This window comes from Acidipropionibacterium jensenii DSM 20535 (assembly GCF_000425285.1).
Lineage (GTDB): Bacteria > Actinomycetota > Actinomycetes > Propionibacteriales > Propionibacteriaceae > Acidipropionibacterium > Acidipropionibacterium jensenii.
On record NZ_AUDD01000004.1, the window covers coordinates 73911 to 90887 of the forward strand.

General features: G+C 69.0%; 16 protein-coding genes. 4 read left to right on the top strand and 12 right to left on the bottom strand.

Translation table 11 applies throughout. The features are described from left to right. Positions 1-114 precede the first annotated feature (114 nt). Positions 115-606 carry a hypothetical protein gene (locus tag H590_RS0103410; RefSeq protein ID WP_028702457.1) on the bottom strand — a complete coding sequence of 164 codons (492 nt, stop codon included), beginning with the start codon at positions 604-606 and terminating at the stop codon, positions 115-117. Further along, complete coding sequence (gene lpdA / locus H590_RS0103415; RefSeq protein ID WP_028702458.1) at positions 606-2009, bottom strand: dihydrolipoyl dehydrogenase; 1404 nt, start codon at positions 2007-2009, stop codon at positions 606-608. The genes H590_RS0103410 and lpdA overlap by 1 nt, the downstream gene beginning before the upstream one ends. A gap of 169 nt (positions 2010-2178) precedes the next feature. On the opposite strand from lpdA, the gene H590_RS0103420 reads away from it, so the two are divergent. Further along, positions 2179-3708: a helix-turn-helix domain-containing protein gene (locus H590_RS0103420; protein WP_036980882.1), complete on the top strand. Its 1530-nt coding sequence runs from the start codon at positions 2179-2181 to the stop codon at positions 3706-3708. On the opposite strand, the gene pdxY is transcribed toward H590_RS0103420, so the two are convergent. Further along, positions 3645-4541 carry a pyridoxal kinase gene (gene pdxY, locus H590_RS0103425; RefSeq protein ID WP_051238131.1) on the bottom strand — a complete coding sequence of 299 codons (897 nt, stop codon included), beginning with the start codon at positions 4539-4541 and terminating at the stop codon, positions 3645-3647. The genes H590_RS0103420 and pdxY overlap by 64 nt on opposite strands. Positions 4542-4559: 18 nt before the next feature. Between pdxY and H590_RS14660 the strand changes: the two genes are divergently transcribed. Beyond that, the gene (locus H590_RS14660; protein WP_071161693.1) at positions 4560-5339 is read left to right on the top strand and encodes a glycerophosphodiester phosphodiesterase family protein; all 780 of its coding nucleotides are present in this window, start codon (positions 4560-4562) and stop codon (positions 5337-5339) included. Positions 5340-5470: 131 nt separating this feature from the next. After that, entirely contained in the window at positions 5471-5800 is a 330-nt protein-coding gene (locus tag H590_RS0103435; RefSeq protein WP_028702461.1) for an RNA polymerase-binding protein RbpA, read from the top strand. Positions 5801-5971: 171 nt separating this feature from the next. On the opposite strand, the gene H590_RS0103440 is transcribed toward H590_RS0103435, so the two are convergent. From H590_RS0103440 to metX, 5 genes are all read right to left on the bottom strand, one after another. Continuing rightward, a complete protein-coding gene (locus H590_RS0103440; RefSeq protein WP_028702462.1) occupies positions 5972-6769 on the bottom strand; it encodes a polyprenol monophosphomannose synthase in 798 nt (265 codons plus the stop codon). Positions 6770-6870: 101 nt separating this feature from the next. Beyond that, positions 6871-8475, bottom strand: a complete 1605-nt coding sequence (gene lnt, locus H590_RS14665; protein ID WP_126412850.1) for an apolipoprotein N-acyltransferase — start codon at positions 8473-8475, stop codon at positions 6871-6873. A gap of 143 nt (positions 8476-8618) precedes the next feature. Further along, complete coding sequence (locus tag H590_RS14670) at positions 8619-9119, bottom strand: Lrp/AsnC family transcriptional regulator (protein ID WP_084149245.1); 501 nt, start codon at positions 9117-9119, stop codon at positions 8619-8621. A 53-nt stretch (positions 9120-9172) separates the two neighbouring features. After that, positions 9173-9841: a methionine biosynthesis protein MetW gene (metW, locus tag H590_RS0103455; RefSeq protein ID WP_051238132.1), complete on the bottom strand. Its 669-nt coding sequence runs from the start codon at positions 9839-9841 to the stop codon at positions 9173-9175. Continuing rightward, entirely contained in the window at positions 9838-11061 is a 1224-nt protein-coding gene (metX, locus tag H590_RS0103460; protein WP_036980884.1) for a homoserine O-acetyltransferase MetX, read from the bottom strand. Before metX ends, metW begins: the two co-directional genes overlap by 4 nt. A gap of 105 nt (positions 11062-11166) precedes the next feature. On the opposite strand from metX, the gene H590_RS0103465 reads away from it, so the two are divergent. Further along, positions 11167-12405 carry an acetyl-CoA hydrolase/transferase C-terminal domain-containing protein gene (locus H590_RS0103465; protein WP_028702465.1) on the top strand — a complete coding sequence of 413 codons (1239 nt, stop codon included), beginning with the start codon at positions 11167-11169 and terminating at the stop codon, positions 12403-12405. A 34-nt stretch (positions 12406-12439) separates the two neighbouring features. Here the strand turns inward: H590_RS0103465 and H590_RS0103470 are convergent, their stop codons facing one another. The 4 genes from H590_RS0103470 to H590_RS0103485 form a co-directional block, all read right to left on the bottom strand. Continuing rightward, on the bottom strand, positions 12440-13270 hold the full coding sequence (locus H590_RS0103470; RefSeq protein WP_028702466.1) for an aldo/keto reductase: 831 nt from the start codon (positions 13268-13270) through the stop codon (positions 12440-12442). 11 nt (positions 13271-13281) lie between these two features. Further along, a complete protein-coding gene (locus H590_RS0103475) occupies positions 13282-14181 on the bottom strand; it encodes a Cof-type HAD-IIB family hydrolase (protein ID WP_028702467.1) in 900 nt (299 codons plus the stop codon). 16 nt (positions 14182-14197) lie between these two features. Beyond that, positions 14198-16174, bottom strand: a complete 1977-nt coding sequence (locus H590_RS14675; protein ID WP_197720483.1) for a heavy metal translocating P-type ATPase — start codon at positions 16172-16174, stop codon at positions 14198-14200. A gap of 205 nt (positions 16175-16379) precedes the next feature. After that, complete coding sequence (locus H590_RS0103485; protein WP_028702468.1) at positions 16380-16976, bottom strand: PIN domain-containing protein; 597 nt, start codon at positions 16974-16976, stop codon at positions 16380-16382. Between the last annotated feature and the right edge of the window lies 1 nt (position 16977).

Sequence of the window (16977 nt, forward strand, 5' to 3'; positions counted from 1 at the left end):
ACTGGAATACCGGCCCGGTGCTGCCCGCATGCCGAGACGTCGCGAGCCGGCCCGGAGGATGGCCGAATCCCGGCGAAATGACATAATGTCGCTTATCGGACAACTGGTCCGGGCTCAGAACTGATCGAGGAAGGCCTGCGCGTCGGACCCGTCGGGCAGCTTGCGACGGACGAACTCCTCTGCCCTGCGACGGGTCGGACGCAGGCTAATCCAGACCACCGCGGCGGTGAGCACCATTCCGAGGCTGACCTGGGCCGCCGACAGTTCCATGATGAATCCCAGCGCGAACAGCAGGATTCCTGGCGCCTCAGTGGCCGCCATCGTCATGAAGAACTGAGCTCCGTAGGCCGTTGCCAGGTCGGCCGGGGTCCTGACCGGCGGGCTGATGAGCCCCACCACCCGCGACAGAGCCAGAGAGACGACCGGCGCCGCGATGGCCGCACCACATCCCAGGACCGGGTTTCCTGTGAATTGTCTGTCAAGAACGAACCACGAAGCCCCGGCGATCACCACCAGGGCGATCGCCACTGTGGCCGTGATGATCCTCAGCATCGCCACCTGCCCCTGTCCGGGGCGCAGTGGCCTGCTGGTGGAGTAGTCGACCATCAGAAGTTGATCATGTGGCCGCCGATACCTTCCGCGGCGTCCTTGAGGGCCTCCGACAGGGACGGGTGCGCGTGGATGTTGCGGCCGATCTCCTCGGCGGTGATGTCCCACAGCTGCGCCAGGGTCAGCTCCGGGAGCAGCTCGGAGACGTCGGGGCCGATCAGGCTGGCACCCAGCAGCTCGCCGTGCCGGGAGTCGGCGACGATCTTGACGAAACCGGTGGCATCTCCCAGGCCCCAGGCCTTGCCGTTGGCGGCGAACGGGAACTTGCTCACCGTGACGTCGTAGCCCTTTTCCTTGGCCTGGGCCTCGGTGTAGCCGAAGGACCCGATTTGGGGCTGGCAGTAGGTGGCGCGCGGGATCATGTCGTAGTTGATCGGCATCGTCTCGGCCCCCGCGATGGTCTCGGCGGCCACCACACCCTGGGCCTCCGCGGTGTGGGCGAGCATCAGCTTGGCGGTGCAGTCCCCGATCGCGTAGATGCCCGGCACGTTGGTGCGCATGTACTCGTCGATGGCGATGGCGCCGCGGTCGGTGAGCGCGACCCCGGTCTTCTCGAGCCCGAATCCCTCGGTGCGCGGGGCGAAGCCGACGGCCTGGAGCACCCGATCGGTCTCCAGCACCTGGGCCTGGCCCCCGGCAGCCGGCGAGACGGTGACCTTGACCTTCTCCCCCGAGTCGTCGATGGCGTCGACCTTGGTGGAGGTGAGAACACTCACCCCGAGCTTCTTGTAGGCCTTGGCGAGCTCGGCGCTGATCTCCTTGTCCTCATTGGGGACGATCCGGTCGAGGAACTCGACGATGGTGACCTTGGTGCCGTAGGCGGCCAGCACGTAGGCGAACTCGGTGCCGATCGCCCCGGAGCCGGCGATCACGATCGACTGCGGGACGGACTCGGAGAGGATCTGCTCCTTGTAGGTGACCACCCGCTCGGACAGTTCGGTGCCGCGCAGCGTCTTGACAACAGAGCCGGCGGCGATGATGCAGTTGTCGAAGGTGATCTCCTCGCTCACCGCACCGCCGTCATCCTTGACGACCACCGTCCTGGGGCCGGTGAACTCCCCCCACCCGTTGAACTCGGTGATCTTGTTCTTCTTCATGAGGAAGTGGATGCCGTTGACCATCCGCTTGGAGACCGCCCGTGAGCGGGAGAAGGCCTTCTTGTAGTCCACCGAGACCTCACCGGAGATCCCGAAGGTGTCGGCCTCGCGGGTGACGATGTTGGCCAGTTCGGCGTTGCGCAGCAGGGACTTGGTCGGGATGCAGCCGACGTTGAGACACACCCCGCCCCAGTACTCCTTCTCGATGATGGCGGTCTTCTTGCCGAGCTGTGCTGCGCGAATCGCTGCCACATAGCCGCCGGGGCCGGCACCAAGGACAACGACGTCGAAGTGTGAGGTCATGGCGCCACTCTAACGGGCCGCTCCGAAGTCGGCAGTCCGAACGCGGCGCGGTGACTTCAGCCGTCGTCGAACGGCGCTCTCCCCCCCGAGCGCCACACTCACCGAGACCGGGGACTGTCGATCTCGAATATGATATATTCCCGGCAATCGCATCGCGAAAGGACTACTCGTGGACACCCTCAGCCCAGCCTCCGTGGGACGGCTCATCCGTGACGCCCGCAAGCAGCGCGGCCTGACGCAGACCCAGCTCGCGGATCTCCTCAAGACCTCCCAGAGCGCCATCCACCGGGTCGAGGCGGGACACCAGAACCTGTCCCTCGACTACATCAACCGGATCGCCGAGGCCCTGGAGTCGCCGCTGATCTCCACCCCGAAGTCCGGGACCTCGATGAACTACCGGATCCAGGGCGGCAAGACCCTGTCGGGCAGTATCGAGGTGCGCTCCTCCAAGAACGCCGCGGTCGCCCTGCTGTGCGCCAGCCTCATCAACCGCGGGCACACCGTGCTGCGCGGCCTGGCCCACATCGAGGAGGTCAACCGGATCCTCGAGGTGCTGGCCAGCATCGGTGTGAAGGCCGACTGGTCCGAGGACGGCAAGGACCTCACCCTGGTCCGGCCCGCCGAGCTCGATCTGGACGCCATGAACGTCGAGGCCGCCCGGCGCACCCGCAGCGTGCTGATGTTCCTGGGCCCGCTGATGCACTTCTACGACGAGTTCAAGCTGCCCTACGCCGGCGGCTGCAACCTGGGCGCCCGCACCGTGGAACCCCACCTCCAGGTGCTGCGCGCCTTCGGGCTGGACGTCGTGGCCACCGAGGGGGCCTACCAGGCCCGTGTGCACGACCGCACCCTCAAGGAGCGCCACATCGTCCTCACCGAGCGCGGCGACACGGTCACCGAGAATGCGCTGCTGGCCGCCGCGCAGATGCCGAGCCTCACCGTGCTGCGCAACGCCAGCCCGAACTACATGGTCCAGGATCTGTGCATCTTCCTCACCAAGCTCGGCGTCCAGATCGAGGGGATCGGCTCCACCACCCTGAGGATCCGCGGGGTGGCCGACATCAACTGCGACGTCGAGTACTTCCCCTCCGAGGACCCGATCGAGGCGATGAGCCTCATCACCGCCGCGGTGGTCACCAAGTCCGAGCTGTCGATCACCCGCTGCCCCATCGAGTTCCTCGAGATCGAGCTGGCCATCCTCCACGAGATGGGTCTGGACTTCACCCTCAGCGAGGAGTACCCGTCCAACAACGGGTACACCCGGCTGGTCGACATCACGGTGCGCCCGAGCCATCTGAAGGCCGTCGCCGACAAGATCGCCCCGATGCCCTTCCCCGGACTCAACATCGACAACCTGCCCTTCTTCGCGGTGATCGCCGCCGAGGCCGAGGGGCAGACCCTCATCCACGACTGGTGCTACGAGAACCGGGCCATCCACCTGGTCGATCTCGGCAAGCTCGGTGCGAACGTCCAGCTGCTCGACCCGCACCGACTCATCGTGGTCGGGCCGACCCGCTGGCGGGGACGCGAGCTGATCTGCCCGCCGGCCCTGCGCCCGGCGGTGTGTCTGCTGCTGGCCGCACTGGCCGCCCAGGGGGAGACCGAGCTGCGCGACGTCTACATGATCAACCGCGGCTACGAGGACCTGCCCGCCCGGCTGGGGGCACTGGGAGCCGACATCAAGGTGTTCAACGACTGAGTCGGCGCCGGCTCGGCGCTGACGAGCTGGTCCTGGGCCTGGACCAGGGCCAGCTCCTGTCGTCCCAGCCGCACCGTCTCGGCCAGCACCGCGTGCACCGACCCGGCGGTGGCGCCCAGCGCGGCGGCCAGCTCCTCCCCCGCCAGCAGATGAGCCAGCAGGACCGCCGCGGTGAGATCCCCGGACCCGTCGAAGTGGGCGTCCAGGACCGGTGTGGAGACCAGGACCGCGCTCTCGGCGGTGACCGCGACCATGTGCACCTGGTCGGCCGGCAGGTCGGCGGCGGCCACCGAGGTCACCAGCACCGTCGCGGTGCCGGCCGCCACCAGGGTGCGGGCGGCCGCCACCACCTGCTGGACCGAGGAGGGCCGCATCCCGGTGAGGGCCTCCAGCTCGAAGAGGTTCGGGGTGAGGATGTCGGCGCGGCCCGGAGCCCGTCGGCCCAGGAAATCGCGCACCTCGGGCGGCACGTAGAAGCCGGTGCCGCTGTCCCCCATCACCGGGTCGCAGCAGAACAGCACCTTCGGGTTGAGCTCCCTGAGACGGTCGGCGGTCTCCCAGATCACCTCGGCGGTCTCGGCGGTGAGATATCCGCTGAGCAGCGCGTCGACCTGACCGAGCACCCCGTTGGCCTCCATCGCGTCGACGATCGCGCGCAGTTGGTCGGCGCCCAGCGACGGCCCGGCGACGTGCGGGCGGGCGTTGTCATTGGACAGCACCACGGTGGGCAGCCCCCAGGTCTCCACGCCCAGACGCTGGAGGGCGAAGACCGCCACCGAGTTGCCGACCGATCCGACGGTCACATGGGACTGAATGGACAGAACGGTGCTCACGGGAGTCACAATATGGGAGTGCGAGCCAGCGACTATCCCTACTTCGCGGAGCGATTCACCGCCCTGGCGCACCGGGGAGGGTCCCTGCTGGCCGACAACATCGGCCACGAGAACACCCTGCGGGCCTTCGGGAATGCGGTCTCTCTGGGCTACACCCACATCGAGACCGACGTCCATGCCACCCGTGACGGGCAGCTCGTCGCCTTCCACGACTCCCGGCTGGACCGGGTGACCGAGGCCACCGGCCTGATCAGCGAGCTGCCGCTGTCCCAGGTCCGCCGCGCCACCGTCGGGGGCGAGCCGATTCCCACCCTCGACGAGGTCCTCGACGCCTTTCCCGACACCTTCGTCAACATCGACATCAAGGAGTCGGGGGCGACCGAGCCGCTGGTGGGGGTGCTGCGGCGCCACAACGCCACCAGGAGGGTGTGCGTGGGCTCCTTCGGCTCCGACCGGTTGATCCGCTTCCGACGACTGATGGGTCGCGAGGTGGCCACCGCCGTCGGGCCGGTCGGGGTGGCCTGGTCGGCGATCGGCCGGGTGGTGAGCCTGGTGCTCCCGCCGGCCGGAGTGGCCTTCCAGATGCCGGTCCGCACCCGGATCGCCGGTCTCCAGGTACCGCTGGTGACCCCGGCCTTCCTGCGCGCGGCCCATGCCAGGGGGCGGGCGGTCCACGTCTGGACCATCAACGACCGCGCCGAGATGAACCGGCTCATCGACATGGGTGTCGATGGCATCGTCACCGACGCCATCGAGGATCTGGCCGATGTGATGACCGAACGGGGACTGGTCGGCTGAGACCCCGGGATGGGGGTCCTCCGGGACATCGACGGCCCTGCCCGTCCGAAGTGCTCGCCACGGGTTGCCCGGGCCTGTCATGATGGATGTCGCGAAGACTGACCGATCCGGGAGGTCCGGAAGGAGGAGTCATGGCAGATCGTGCACTGCGTGGCATGGGTCTGGGGTCCAAGAGTTTCGAGGACGAGGAAGGCGTCGAGATGGCCGAGAGGCAGGAGATCGGTTTCGACTGCCCCAACGGCCATCACTTCGAGATCACCTTCTCGGTCGAGGCTGAACTCCCCGGAGTCTGGGAGTGCCCGCGATGTGGCGCCGAGTCACACCGAAGCGACGGGACGAAAGCCGAGAAGAAGAAGGAGAAGCCCCAGCGCACCCACTGGGACATGCTGACCGAGCGCCGTTCCATCCCCGAGTTGGAGGAACTGCTCAAGGAGAGGCTCGAGGAGATCCGCAAGGAGTGAGTCCGGCGGCCCGTTATCGGGTCCCGGACCGAGTCACGGGAGGGCGTCGTCCATCACGGACGGCGCCCTCCCGCCATGTGGTGCAGTGCAAGACGCATGACGGCCCAGTGCATGGCGGTGCAGTGCATGCCGGTGCAGTGCTTCTCGGGGCCGCCTGTCGGCGCCGGGCCGTCAGTGCTCGCCGGACCTGCCGGTCAGCCGTCGGCGCACCCCGGCCAGAGCTCCGGAGAGCTGTCGGGTCCGGTAGTCCACCCCCCACAGGGTGGTGCGGATCAGCGCCTCCACCACGATCGCCCGGCTCATCTTGGAGTTGCCGTACTCGCGCTCGACGAAGTCGATGGGCACCTCGGCCACCGTCATCCCGCTCTTGAGCACCCGCCAGGTGAGGTCGAGCTGGAAGCAGTAGCCGGCCGAGGCGACGTCGTCCATTCCGATGGTGCGCAGGGTGTGGGCGCGGAAGGCGTTGAACCCTCCGGTCGGGTCCTTGACCTTGATGCCGAGCATCAGCCGGGTCCACACGCCGCCGCCCCGGGAGATCAGCTCGCGGTACTTCGGCCAGTTGACCACCCGGCCGCCGGGCACGTAGCGGGACCCCTTGACCATATCGGCGTGGTCCAGGGCGGCCAGCAGGGCAGGCAGCTCCTCGGGCTGGTGGGACCCGTCGGCGTCCATCTCGACCAGGACGTCGAAGCCGGCGTCCAGCCCCCATCGGAAGCCGGCCAGGTAGGCCGCCCCCAGACCCTCCTTGCCGCGCCGGTGCAGGACGTGGATGTGATCGTCGGTCTCGGCCAGGCGATCGGCGATCTGGCCGGTGCCGTCCGGTGAGTTGTCATCGGCGACGAGCACCTCGACGTCGGGGTTCGCCCGCCTCACCCGACCGGTGATCGTCTCGATGTTCTCGGCCTCGTTGTAGGTGGGAATGATGACGATGACCCGCGAGTTGGTCACCTCGTCCTCGCTGGTGGGCATTGACGTTCCGATCCTCTCCCGGGCCAGGTCCGGCCCATCCACAACGACCGGGCCTGAGCGGCCCGCCCGACGATGCCCGACCTCACGGGCCGGACGGAGTCTCAGCCTAACGCTCCGCCACGACGGCGGGTCGACCGTCCCCGGCCCGGCTCGACGCGCCGGCCCACCCCGACCAGTACCGAGATGGCCGCCACCGCGACGCTGCCCCAGCCAATCACCGGGGACAGTCGCACCCCGGCCGAGACCCCCGAGCCGAGTGCCAGCTGGTAGCTGCGCCAGTCGTGGCTGGCCTCGGCCGTGCGGTCGCTGACCTGTCCCCCGGGCTCGATGAGGCCCGACAGGGAGGAGGTGGTGGACACCACGATCTGTCGGCCGGTCTCGATGGCGCGGGCCCGGGTGATCTGCCACTGCTGGTAGGGCTGGCCGGTGTGGGTGTAGGTGGCGTTGTTGGACTGGACCATCACGACCTGGGCGCCGTTGCGCACGGTGTCATGGACGGTGGCGTCGTAGGCCAGTTCGAAGCAGATGACGTCGCCGATCCGGATCGTGCGCCCGTTGATCCGGGCATCGATGACCCCCGGGGTGGTGCCGGCCACCGACTGGCGTCCGACATGTTCGAGGACCGGTATCAGCCGGACCAGGGTGGAGCGCCACGGCACCCACTCGCCGAAGGGGACCAGGTTGCGCTTGTGGTAGACGTCGGTCGGCCCCTCGGCACCGACCGGCCACCACATCGCGGTGGTCTGGCGCTCGTCGGGCCCGGGGCCCTCGGTGACCGCCCCGACCAGGATCGGCCGCTGCGCCAGGGTGACCGCGGTGGTCACCAGGGCGTGGGTCTGGTAGTCCTTGACCGGGTCGACGTCGGTGCTGTTCTCGGGCCACAGAATCATGTCGGGCGCTGGCTGGCCGGCGGCCCGCTGGGAGGCCAGGGCGGCGATCGTCTGGGACAGGTGGTTGTCGGTGACCGACCGGGCGTAGCCCATCGCGTAGGAGCCGGCGGTGCCGTCGACCCCGCCCTGGATGACCATCACCCGCGGCCCCCGGGGCAGAGCGTCGACCTGACGATCGGCCCAGTGGACGGTCCACTCCCCCGCCGCCGAGGCCACCGCCATCAACCCCACCAGGGTGAGGGCGGCGACCAGCCGGGGACGCCGCCCTGCAGAACCCCTGCGGCTGCGTCCCGGTGCCAGGGCGGCGGCGAGGAGCTGGCCGGCCAGTGCGATGAGCAGGCTGACGCCGGTCGCACCGATCCATCGCAGGGTGCCGGCGACGGGCGTGTCGACCGCGGTCCAGGCGAGCCGGACCCAGCCGAACCCGCCGAGCGGCAGGTGGGCGGCACCGATCTCTGCGGCCGACCACACGCAGGCCGCCCACAGCGGTGCCAGCCGCAGGTCCTGCACCATCCGGATCCCCCAGCCGGTGAGTGCCGACCAGCAGGCCATGAAGGCGATGAGCACCGGGGCGGCGGGCCAGGCGACCACGTGCACCCAGGCGATCGTGGTGGTGAACAGGCCCAGACCGTACAGGTATCCCAGCCCCAGGGCGGCGCGAGGGCGTCGTCCGGCCACCAGCAGGGTCAGTGCCGCCACGCCGGGAACCACCAGCGGCCACCAGCCGAGGGGGGCCTGGCCCGCACCGGTCGCCGCCCCGGCCAGGAGCGCACACAGGCCACGACGCCACGACGTCCGGAGGAGGGCCGCACGGATCCGTGAGGATCGCGACCGTAGCGACCGGACCCAGGAGGAGCGGGTCCATGAGAAGCCGACCCAGGAGGATCGAGCGCGGGAAGGTCGCGCCGGGGTCGACCGGGAGGCAGCCTCCGAGGGCGTGGCGGTGCGGGGTTTCGCGGTCACTGCCGGTTCGCCGCCGGATCCGACCCCTCGGCGTCGTCGGACTGCGGGTCGGCCTGCCCGGCCAGCAGCGGGCGGGCCTCGAAGACGGTGTCCAGCACCACGGTGGTCTCCGTGGAGCAGCGACACTCCTTGCGGATCCTGTTGAGCAGCTGGTCGAGGTGGTGGGGGGAGGCCACCTGGACCCGGATGAGGTAGGAGGCCGAGCCGGCCACCGAGTGGCAGTCGCGCACCGCGGGCATCTGACACAGGGCCGCGGGGATCTGCTCGTCACGGGCCGGGTCGACCGGGCGGATCAGGATGAAGGCGGTCACCCCGGCGTCGATCGAGACCGGATCGATGTCGGCGTGGTAGCCGGTGATGATCCCCTTGGCCTCCAGCCGCCGGACACGTTGCTGAGCGGCCGAGGTGGACAGACCGGTCTCCCGCCCCAGATCGGTCCACGACATCCGCCCGTTGGACTCCAACAGGGCCAGGATCTGTCGATCGGTGCTCTCCATGGCCCACATCGTGCCACTGGCGGTTGCGTGGCCGCTGGTCGACGGGACCGACGTCATGAGGACTGCTGGACCGGTGTCCAGTTCGATCGCAGCACGTGGATGGTGGATCCGGCGAGCAGGTTCGGCGCGGTCCGGGCCGCCCGGGTGGGTCGGCCATGCTCCCCCAGGCTGACCCGCTGGAGGATGTCCAGCCCCTCGTCGGCGAACCAGGCCTCCAGGTCGATGACCGTGGAGTACCGGACGTTGGGGGTGTCGTGCCACTGGAAGGGCAGGTCGCGGGAGACCGGCATGTGTCCGCACACCAGTCTCAGCCGGTTGCGCCAGTACCCGAAGTTCGGCATCGAGACGATGAGGAGGCGTCCGATCCGGGCCATCTGACGGATCACCTCGCCCGGGCGGGGCACCGCCTGCAGGGTGCGCGAGAGCACCACGACGTCGTAGGAGTCGTCGTGGAACTCCCCCAGATCGGCATCCAGGTCCAGTTCGAGGACCGGCACCCCCATCCCGGCGGCGGTGATGAGTTCGGTGGTGTCGGCGTCCACGCCGGTGCCCAGGCAGTCCCGCTCATCCATCAGGTGGCGCAGCAGCAGGCCGTCGCCGCAGCCCAGGTCCAGCACCCGCGAGCCGGTGGGCACCACCGAGGAGATGATGAGCTGGTCGCGACGCAGTCGCCGGCTCGACCCGGTGGCCGAGGAAGAGTGTGTCGAGGAGGAGATGCTCATCGGGAGACCTCCCGGTCGCAGATGTGTCCGTCGAAGTGCGGGGCCCTGGCCGACGCCCGAGCGGTGCGTCGCTCGGCGGGCACCTCGAGGAAGGCCCTCACCAGGTCGTGGTAGGGGTCCAGCTTCATGAGGAAGGAGTCGTGGCCCCAGGAGGAGGCGATGGTGGCGAAGGTCACCGGCAGCCCGGCCCCCTCCAGATGCCGGACGATGCGCCGGGAGTGGGACGGGGAGAACCGCCAGTCGGTGTCGAAGCAGACGACCAGGTAGTTCACCGGATCGGCCACCACGCGGTTGGTCGCCTGCGGGTGCCCGAACGGATCGAAGTAGTCCATCACCCGGGTGAGGTAGATGTAGCTCAGCGGGTCGAACCGCGACAGGAAGGTCTCGCCCTGGTGGTCGAGGTAGCTCTCCACCGCGAAGTCGACGCCGAAACCGCGACGGGACTGACCGAACTGGTGGGTCCGGCCGAACTTCTCGGCGAAGGCGTCCTCGGACAGATAGGTGATGTGGGCCAGCATCCGGGCGATCGACAGGCCGGTGTCCGGTCGGGAGTCGGCGTTGAGGTAGGCGCCGTCCTCGAAGTCCGGGTCGCGGACGATGGCCTCCCGCCCGACCGCCGAGAAGGCGATGTTCTGGGCGGTGAGTCGACTGGAGGCCGCGATGATCACCGCGTTGTCCAGGGTGTCGGGCCGGGTCAGGGACCAGTCCAGGGCCTGCATGCCGCCCATCGACCCCCCGACCACCGCGTGGAACCGGCTGATGCCCAGCTGGGCGGCGAGCCGCAGGTGCACCTCGACGAAGTCGTGCATGTCGATCTGGGGGAAGTCCAGCCCCCACACCTGGCCGGTGTCGGGGTTGATGGAGGTGGGACCGGTGGTCCCCGAGCAGCCGCCCAGCAGGTTGGAGCACACCACGAACCACCGGTCGGTGTCGATGGCCCGTCCCGGGCCGATGATGTTGTCCCACCAGCCCGGCTTGGAGTCCTCGTCGAGGCCGGCGCCGTGGGCGTCTCCGGTGAGGGCGTGACAGATGTAGATGGCGTTGTCGCGCTGGGGCGACAGGGTGCCATAGGTCTGATAGGCGACCTCGACGTGGTCGAGGCGCCCCCCGGCGACCAGGTCGAGGGGATTGTCGGGGGTGGCGACCGTGGCGACCCTCGTCCGGACGGGGCCGACCCCGGGACCGACGGGTTGGGTACGGAGAGCTGGCTGGCGTGGCATCGATGCCGATTGTGCCACCGCGGGCCACCACCGAGCGTCACGGCGGTGTTCCAGATGGGCGCCCAACGCCGCGTGGGCGGCTCGGGGAGCTATACCGTTGAAGCCATGCGACTCATCACAATGGACGAGTTGGAGCGGGTCACCGCCGCCCTGCCCGACTGCCCACGGATCGTGGCGGCCGGAGGTGGTGCCTCACCGCTGGCACTGCTCAACGGCCTGGATGAGAGCCTGGACAACTGGCGACTGTTCTGCGTCAACGCTCCCCTGGGTGTGCCCGCCCACGACGGCGTCTGCCACGAGACGGTCTTCCTGGGACCGGGATCCCGGGCCGCCCGCGACGTCGACTACTTCCCGATGCCGATGAGCACCGCACCGATGCTGCTGTCGACCAGCTGCCCGCCCGACCTGGTGGTGCTGCACACCACCACGGTGCACAACCGGGTGGTGAGCATGGGGATCGAGGTGCAGCTGATGGCCGCGGCGGTCGAGGCCGCCAAGAGACGCGGCATCCCGGTGATCGCCCAGATCAACCCGCAGATGCCCTTCACCCGGGGCGACGGCGTGCTGCCCGAGGACGCCATCGACCTGGCCGTGGAGGTCGACGAGCCGCTGATCCCGGTCGATCCGGCACCACTGGACGACGACCTGCTGCAGATCGGGGATCTGGTGGCCTCCCGGGTCCACGACGGCGACGCGATCCAGATCGGGATCGGCAAGGTCCCCGACGCCGCCGCCCGCGGACTGCTGGGTCACCGCAACCTGCGGATCTGGTCGGGGATCCTCTCCGACGCGGCGATGACCCTCGACCAGGCCGGCTCGCTGGTCCCCCACCGGCAGATGACCGGATCCTCCCTGCTGGGAAGCCTCGAGCTCTACGCCTGGGCCGACGAGAACCCGCGGATCCGGCTGCTGCGCAGCGAGAAGACCAGCAACCCTGCGACCATCTCGGCCCTCAATGGCTTCGTGAGCATCCACAGCGCCCTGGAGGTCGATCTGTTCGGGCAGGTCAATGCCTCGCGGTTCGGGCTCAAGGTGTACTCGGGAACCGCCGGATCCACCGATTTCCAGACCGGGGCGATGCGATCCAAGGGGGGCCAGTCGCTGGTGGCCCTGCACAGTCGTCACGCCGACTCCTCGACCATCGTCGGGCGGCTGTCGGGGCCGGCGACCTACTCCCAGCCGAGTGCGGTGATCACCGAGAACGGCATCGCGGAGCTGTTGTTCCGCGACGAGGCGATGCAGGCCAGCCGGCTCATCGAGCGGGCCGCCCACCCCGACTTCCGGGACGAGCTGAGGGAGCAGGCCGAACGGATCGGCCTGCTCCACGCACCCCGCCAGTCCTGACCGGGGCCCGCGGACCCGCCTGAGACTCCCGGCCTCAGAACTCCTCGTAGACGGCCGGGTCCTGATCCTGGAGGCGGCCGTCCGGCCGGCCCAGGGCGGTGACCGCGTCGATCTCGCCGTCGGACAGGCTCACCGTGGCGGCCGCCAGATTCTCGATCTGGCGGCTGGGGGTGGCCGCCTTCGGCAGCGGCACGGCGCCGCGGGCCACCTCCCAGGCCAGCACGACCTGGGCGGGGGTGATCTGGTGAGCGGTGGCGATCTCGCCGATCTCCGGACGCGACAGGATGTCGTCGCCGCGACCCAGCGGGCTCCACGCCTCGGTGAGGATGCCGTGCTCGCGGTCGTAGGCGAGGGCGTCGGCCTGCGGGAAGTAGGGGTGCAGTTCGATCTGGTTGACCTCGGGCATCACCCCGGTCTCCCGCTGGAGCCTGTCCAGGTGCTCGGGAAGGAAGTTGCACACCCCGATGGCACGGATCAGGCCGCGCTCCCGGGCCTCGATGAGAGCCTGCCAGGCCTCGACGTAGAGCCCGGTGCGCGGGTTGGGCCAGTGGATGAGGTAGAGGTCGATGGCGTCCAGCCCGAGCCGGTAGAGGCTCTCCTCCACCGTGTAGAGGGCCTCGTCGTGCTTGTGGTGGCGACCCGGCAGCTTCGAGCTGACGATGAGGGGTTCGCGGTCCAGCTGGGAGACGGCCTTGCCGACGGCTCCCTCGTTCTCGTAGTTGAAGGCGGTGTCGAGCAGGGTGTAGCCGTTGCCGACGGCGGTTCGGATGGTGTCGACGCCGGAGGCGCCGTTGAGCTTGTAGGTCCCGAAGCCGATGACCGGCAGTACGAGACCGCCGTGAGAGGTGACGGTGGGCACAGGCATCTGTGATCTCCTCAGTGGTTGACGAGCAGGTGGGACAGGGTGGTGATGACGCCGCCCTCCAGGTTGGAGGGGGCGGTGAAACGGGCGCGGGCCAGCAGGTCCGGGTGGGCGTTGGCCATCGCGAAGGACAGCTGGGCGTGGTCGAACATGTCGAGGTCGTTGAGGTAGTCGCCGAAGACCGCGGTCTGGGCGGGTGTCACCCCGAGGGCCTGTTGGAGCTGGGCCAGGGCGTGGCCCTTGGTGGCCCGGGCATTGCTCACGTCGACCCAGTGGCGGGCCGACAGCACGACGGAGTGGCCCTGGGCGGCCTCGTGGAGTCGTGGGTGGACGACCGTGGAGGCGTCCCCGAAGTCGTAGACGGCCATCTTGATGACGTTGCCGATGCCGGACAGGTCGTCGACGACCTCCAGCTGGTGGTAGTACTTGCGCACCTCGGCCAGGAAGGCGTCGTCGTGACGCCGGACGCGGGCCACGGTGGTGCCCGAGAGCACCACCCCGATGTTCTGCCCCTCGGCGACCAGTCGGTCGAGTCTGTCGAGGGTGGCGGTGACGTAGTCGGGGTCGATGACCGAGGCCGCCAGCAGGACGCCGTTGCGCATCAGCTGGGCGCCGTTCTCGGCGATGAAGGCCATCCCGTCGGTGGAACCGGTCCCGGCGTCGTGGTCGGACTCTGGTCCGCTCGTGCCGTCGTCGGTGCCGCTACCGGTGGCCGCCGAGCCGAACATCGACTCCAGAGTCGCGTACTGACGCCCGGAGGCGGGGGTGAATGCGATCCCCCGGTGCCGCATGGTCTCCAGGAGGGGCCACAATCCCTGGGGGATCTCACCGCGACCGTCGAGCAGGGTGCCGTCCATGTCGCAGACGACCAGCTTGAGGTCGGCGGCCTGTGCCTCCGGGGTGGTGTGGCTCAACGTCCTTCAGTCTCCCTCACATCGTGACGGACCTGTCTGCCGACCGGCCCTGGTACGCCGATCCGTCGGCAGCCCCGACCATCGGCCTGGCTGGGGTTTTCCCGACGTTACCCGGCGCCGGCGTCCTGGTCGAGAGGGTCTGGTGGCGGCGCTCCTCGCGTCCGGGGCGTCCCGACAGCAGGGCCCACAGGATGCAGGCGAGATCGACGAGTTCCTGGAGGCCGGCTCCCAGCACGGCCGGCATGACGCCGGTGGCGCCGACCAGCATGAGTGCCACCGACAGTCCGATGCCGATGGCGATCGCCTGCCAGGCCACCGCCAGGGTGCGACGGCCGATCTGGACCGCACGGGCGACCCGGAACAGGTCGTCCTCCATCACCACGACGTCGGCCGACTCGACCGCGGCGGCCGATCCCTTGGCACCCATCGCGATCCCGACATCGGCTGCGGCCAGCACCGGGGCGTCGTTGGTGCCGTCGCCGACCATCAGGACCGGACGGCGGTCCAGCGATCTCACGGTCTCCACCTTGTCGGCGGGGGTGAGCTCGGCCCGGACCTCGTCGACGCAGACCTGGCGGGCCACCGCGTCCGCGGTGGCGCGACAGTCTCCGGTGAGCATCAGGGTGCGACCGACGTTGAGCTGCCGGAGCTCGGCCAGGGTGGCTCGCGCCTCGGGGCGCACCAGATCGGCCAGCTCGATGACTCCCGTGGGCTGCCCGTCGCAGGAGACGAAGACCCGGGTGACGGCGGCCCGGTCCGTCGGCTCGGGGGCCGTGCGGCCCGCCCAGGCGAAGGATCGGGTCCCGACGAGGACCTGGTGTCCCGACACCACGGCGGCGATCCCGGCCGCCGGGACCTCCCTGGCCCCGGTCGCCGACTCCAGCGACAGTCCCCTGCCCAGCGCGTCGGCGGTCAGCGAGGTTGCGATCGGATGGGTCGACATCTGTTCGACGGAGGCCGCCAGGGCGATCAGCCGATCGGCCGCGATGCCGTCGGCCGGGTGGACGGCGGTCACCGCGGGGGTGCCGGAGGTGAGGGTCCCGGTCTTGTCGAAGGCGGCGGTGCGCACCCTGGCCAGCTGTTCGAGAGAGCCCGAGTCCCGGACGATGATTCCGAGCTTGGCGGCACGGCTGGTGCCGGCCATGAAGGCCACCGGGGCGGCGATGATGAGGGGGCACGGGGTGGCCACCACGAGCACCTGGGCGAATCTCACCGGATCTCCCGACAGGGCCCAGGCCAGGCCCGCGATGGCCAGCGAGACGATGGTGAAGGGCACCGCGACGCGGTCGGCGAGGCTGACGAAGGGGGCTCGGGAGGACTGGGCGTTGCGGACCAGGGTGAGGATCCGCTGGTACTGGGAGTCGGCGGCCAGCGCGGTGGCGCGCATCGCCACGGCGGTGGGGCCGTTGACGCTGCCCGCCATCAGCTGTTCACCGGGACGCCTCAGCACGGGCATCGACTCGCCGGTCAGCGAGGACTCGTCGAGGGTGGCGTTGCCGACCTCCAGCGTCCCGTCGACGCCGACCATCTCCCCGGGGCGGACCTGGATCCGGTCACCGATCTGCACCAGGTCGACCGGAACCCGTTCGACCTGGCCGTCGGCGGTGATCCTGCCGACCTCGTGGGGGGCATTGTCCAGCAGCGCCGACAGCGAACGGCCCGCGCGACCGTGGGCGTAGTCCTCCAGGGCCGCTCCCCCGGCCACCATGAGGCAGATCACCAGGCACGCCCAGTACTGGCCGACCCACGCGGTGGCGCCGATCGCCACGATGGCGAGCAGGTCGACGCCGTAGGTGCCGCTGCGCAGTTCCTGGATCATTCCGACGGTCAGACGCACGGCGACGCCGAGGCAGGCCACCGTGACCACCCAGCGGGCGGGCACAGACGCGCCGGCCAGAACCAGCGTCCCGCCGAGCACCCCGGTGAGCACGATGAGAATGACCAGCGGGTAGCGCCGGGCGAACTGCAGGCCTTTCGTCATCGTCTGTGTCATGGCTCAATGGTCCCGCGGTGGAATCGATTTTTCCAGCAAGGGAAGGCGATCCTGAGCTGCCTGGAGGATTCAGGTGAGCCTTACCTCTGCAGTATTTCGACACCAGGCTCCGGGCGATGGTTTCACATGCATTCTGAGTTGCTGATCCAGCTGGTAGTGAACTCCAAAGGATCGGTGACGTACTGATGAGTACGAGCCACTGAGGTCAGAAGTCCATGTCAAGTTGCATCGTGCGAACGCGCTCCGCGAAGTCTGGAGCTCCGGCCCGCTTCAACCCTGTGGGGAGGTTGGGTTCAGTTCCCCGCCGGAGGAAGTAGCTGATCTGGTCTCTGATCGCATCGCGCACAACCCCGGGCTGGCTGTCGGCGACGAGCATGAAGAACTCATCGGCCGTGTGCACCTCGTAGGAAAGCTCATCTTGGTCCTCCTGTCGTGCAGGCCGGAGGTCCTTGATGTTGTTGGTCACTAGGATGTCCGCGCCTCCGGCGACTGCGGCGGCGTGGACATGCTTGTCGTAGGGATCCTGGATCGGCCGATCCGCTTCCACTGCGAAGTCACGGATCTGCCCATCCGGGAAAACTCCGACAATACTCTCTCTGACGTGTGCGATCTTTTCCCCTTCAAGATCAGGATAGAGCTGGCGGACGGCGTGCAGAGTCTCTGCGAGAATGTCTTCTGTCCACACCACTGTGAACATGGCGCTGCTGTGAACATACAAGGCGCAGAACCAGTCACGAAGATTCCTGGACACCCACACATTTGCATCGACGAGGACGACAAGCTCACCGTTGATTCTGACCACA

Coding starts and splice junctions, on each gene's coding strand:
- H590_RS0103410 (WP_028702457.1), bottom strand. CDS start 606: ATGGTCGACTACTCCACCAGCAGGCCACTGCGCCCCGGACAGGGGCAG.
- lpdA (WP_028702458.1), bottom strand. CDS start 2,009: ATGACCTCACACTTCGACGTCGTTGTCCTTGGTGCCGGCCCCGGCGGC.
- H590_RS0103435 (WP_028702461.1), top strand. CDS start 5,471: ATGGCAGATCGTGCACTGCGTGGCATGGGTCTGGGGTCCAAGAGTTTC.
- H590_RS0103440 (WP_028702462.1), bottom strand. CDS start 6,769: ATGCCCACCAGCGAGGACGAGGTGACCAACTCGCGGGTCATCGTCATC.
- H590_RS14670 (WP_084149245.1), bottom strand. CDS start 9,119: ATGGAGAGCACCGATCGACAGATCCTGGCCCTGTTGGAGTCCAACGGG.
- metW (WP_051238132.1), bottom strand. CDS start 9,841: ATGAGCATCTCCTCCTCGACACACTCTTCCTCGGCCACCGGGTCGAGC.
- metX (WP_036980884.1), bottom strand. CDS start 11,061: ATGCCACGCCAGCCAGCTCTCCGTACCCAACCCGTCGGTCCCGGGGTC.
- H590_RS0103465 (WP_028702465.1), top strand. CDS start 11,167: ATGCGACTCATCACAATGGACGAGTTGGAGCGGGTCACCGCCGCCCTG.
- H590_RS0103470 (WP_028702466.1), bottom strand. CDS start 13,270: ATGCCTGTGCCCACCGTCACCTCTCACGGCGGTCTCGTACTGCCGGTC.
- H590_RS14675 (WP_197720483.1), bottom strand. CDS start 16,174: ATGACACAGACGATGACGAAAGGCCTGCAGTTCGCCCGGCGCTACCCG.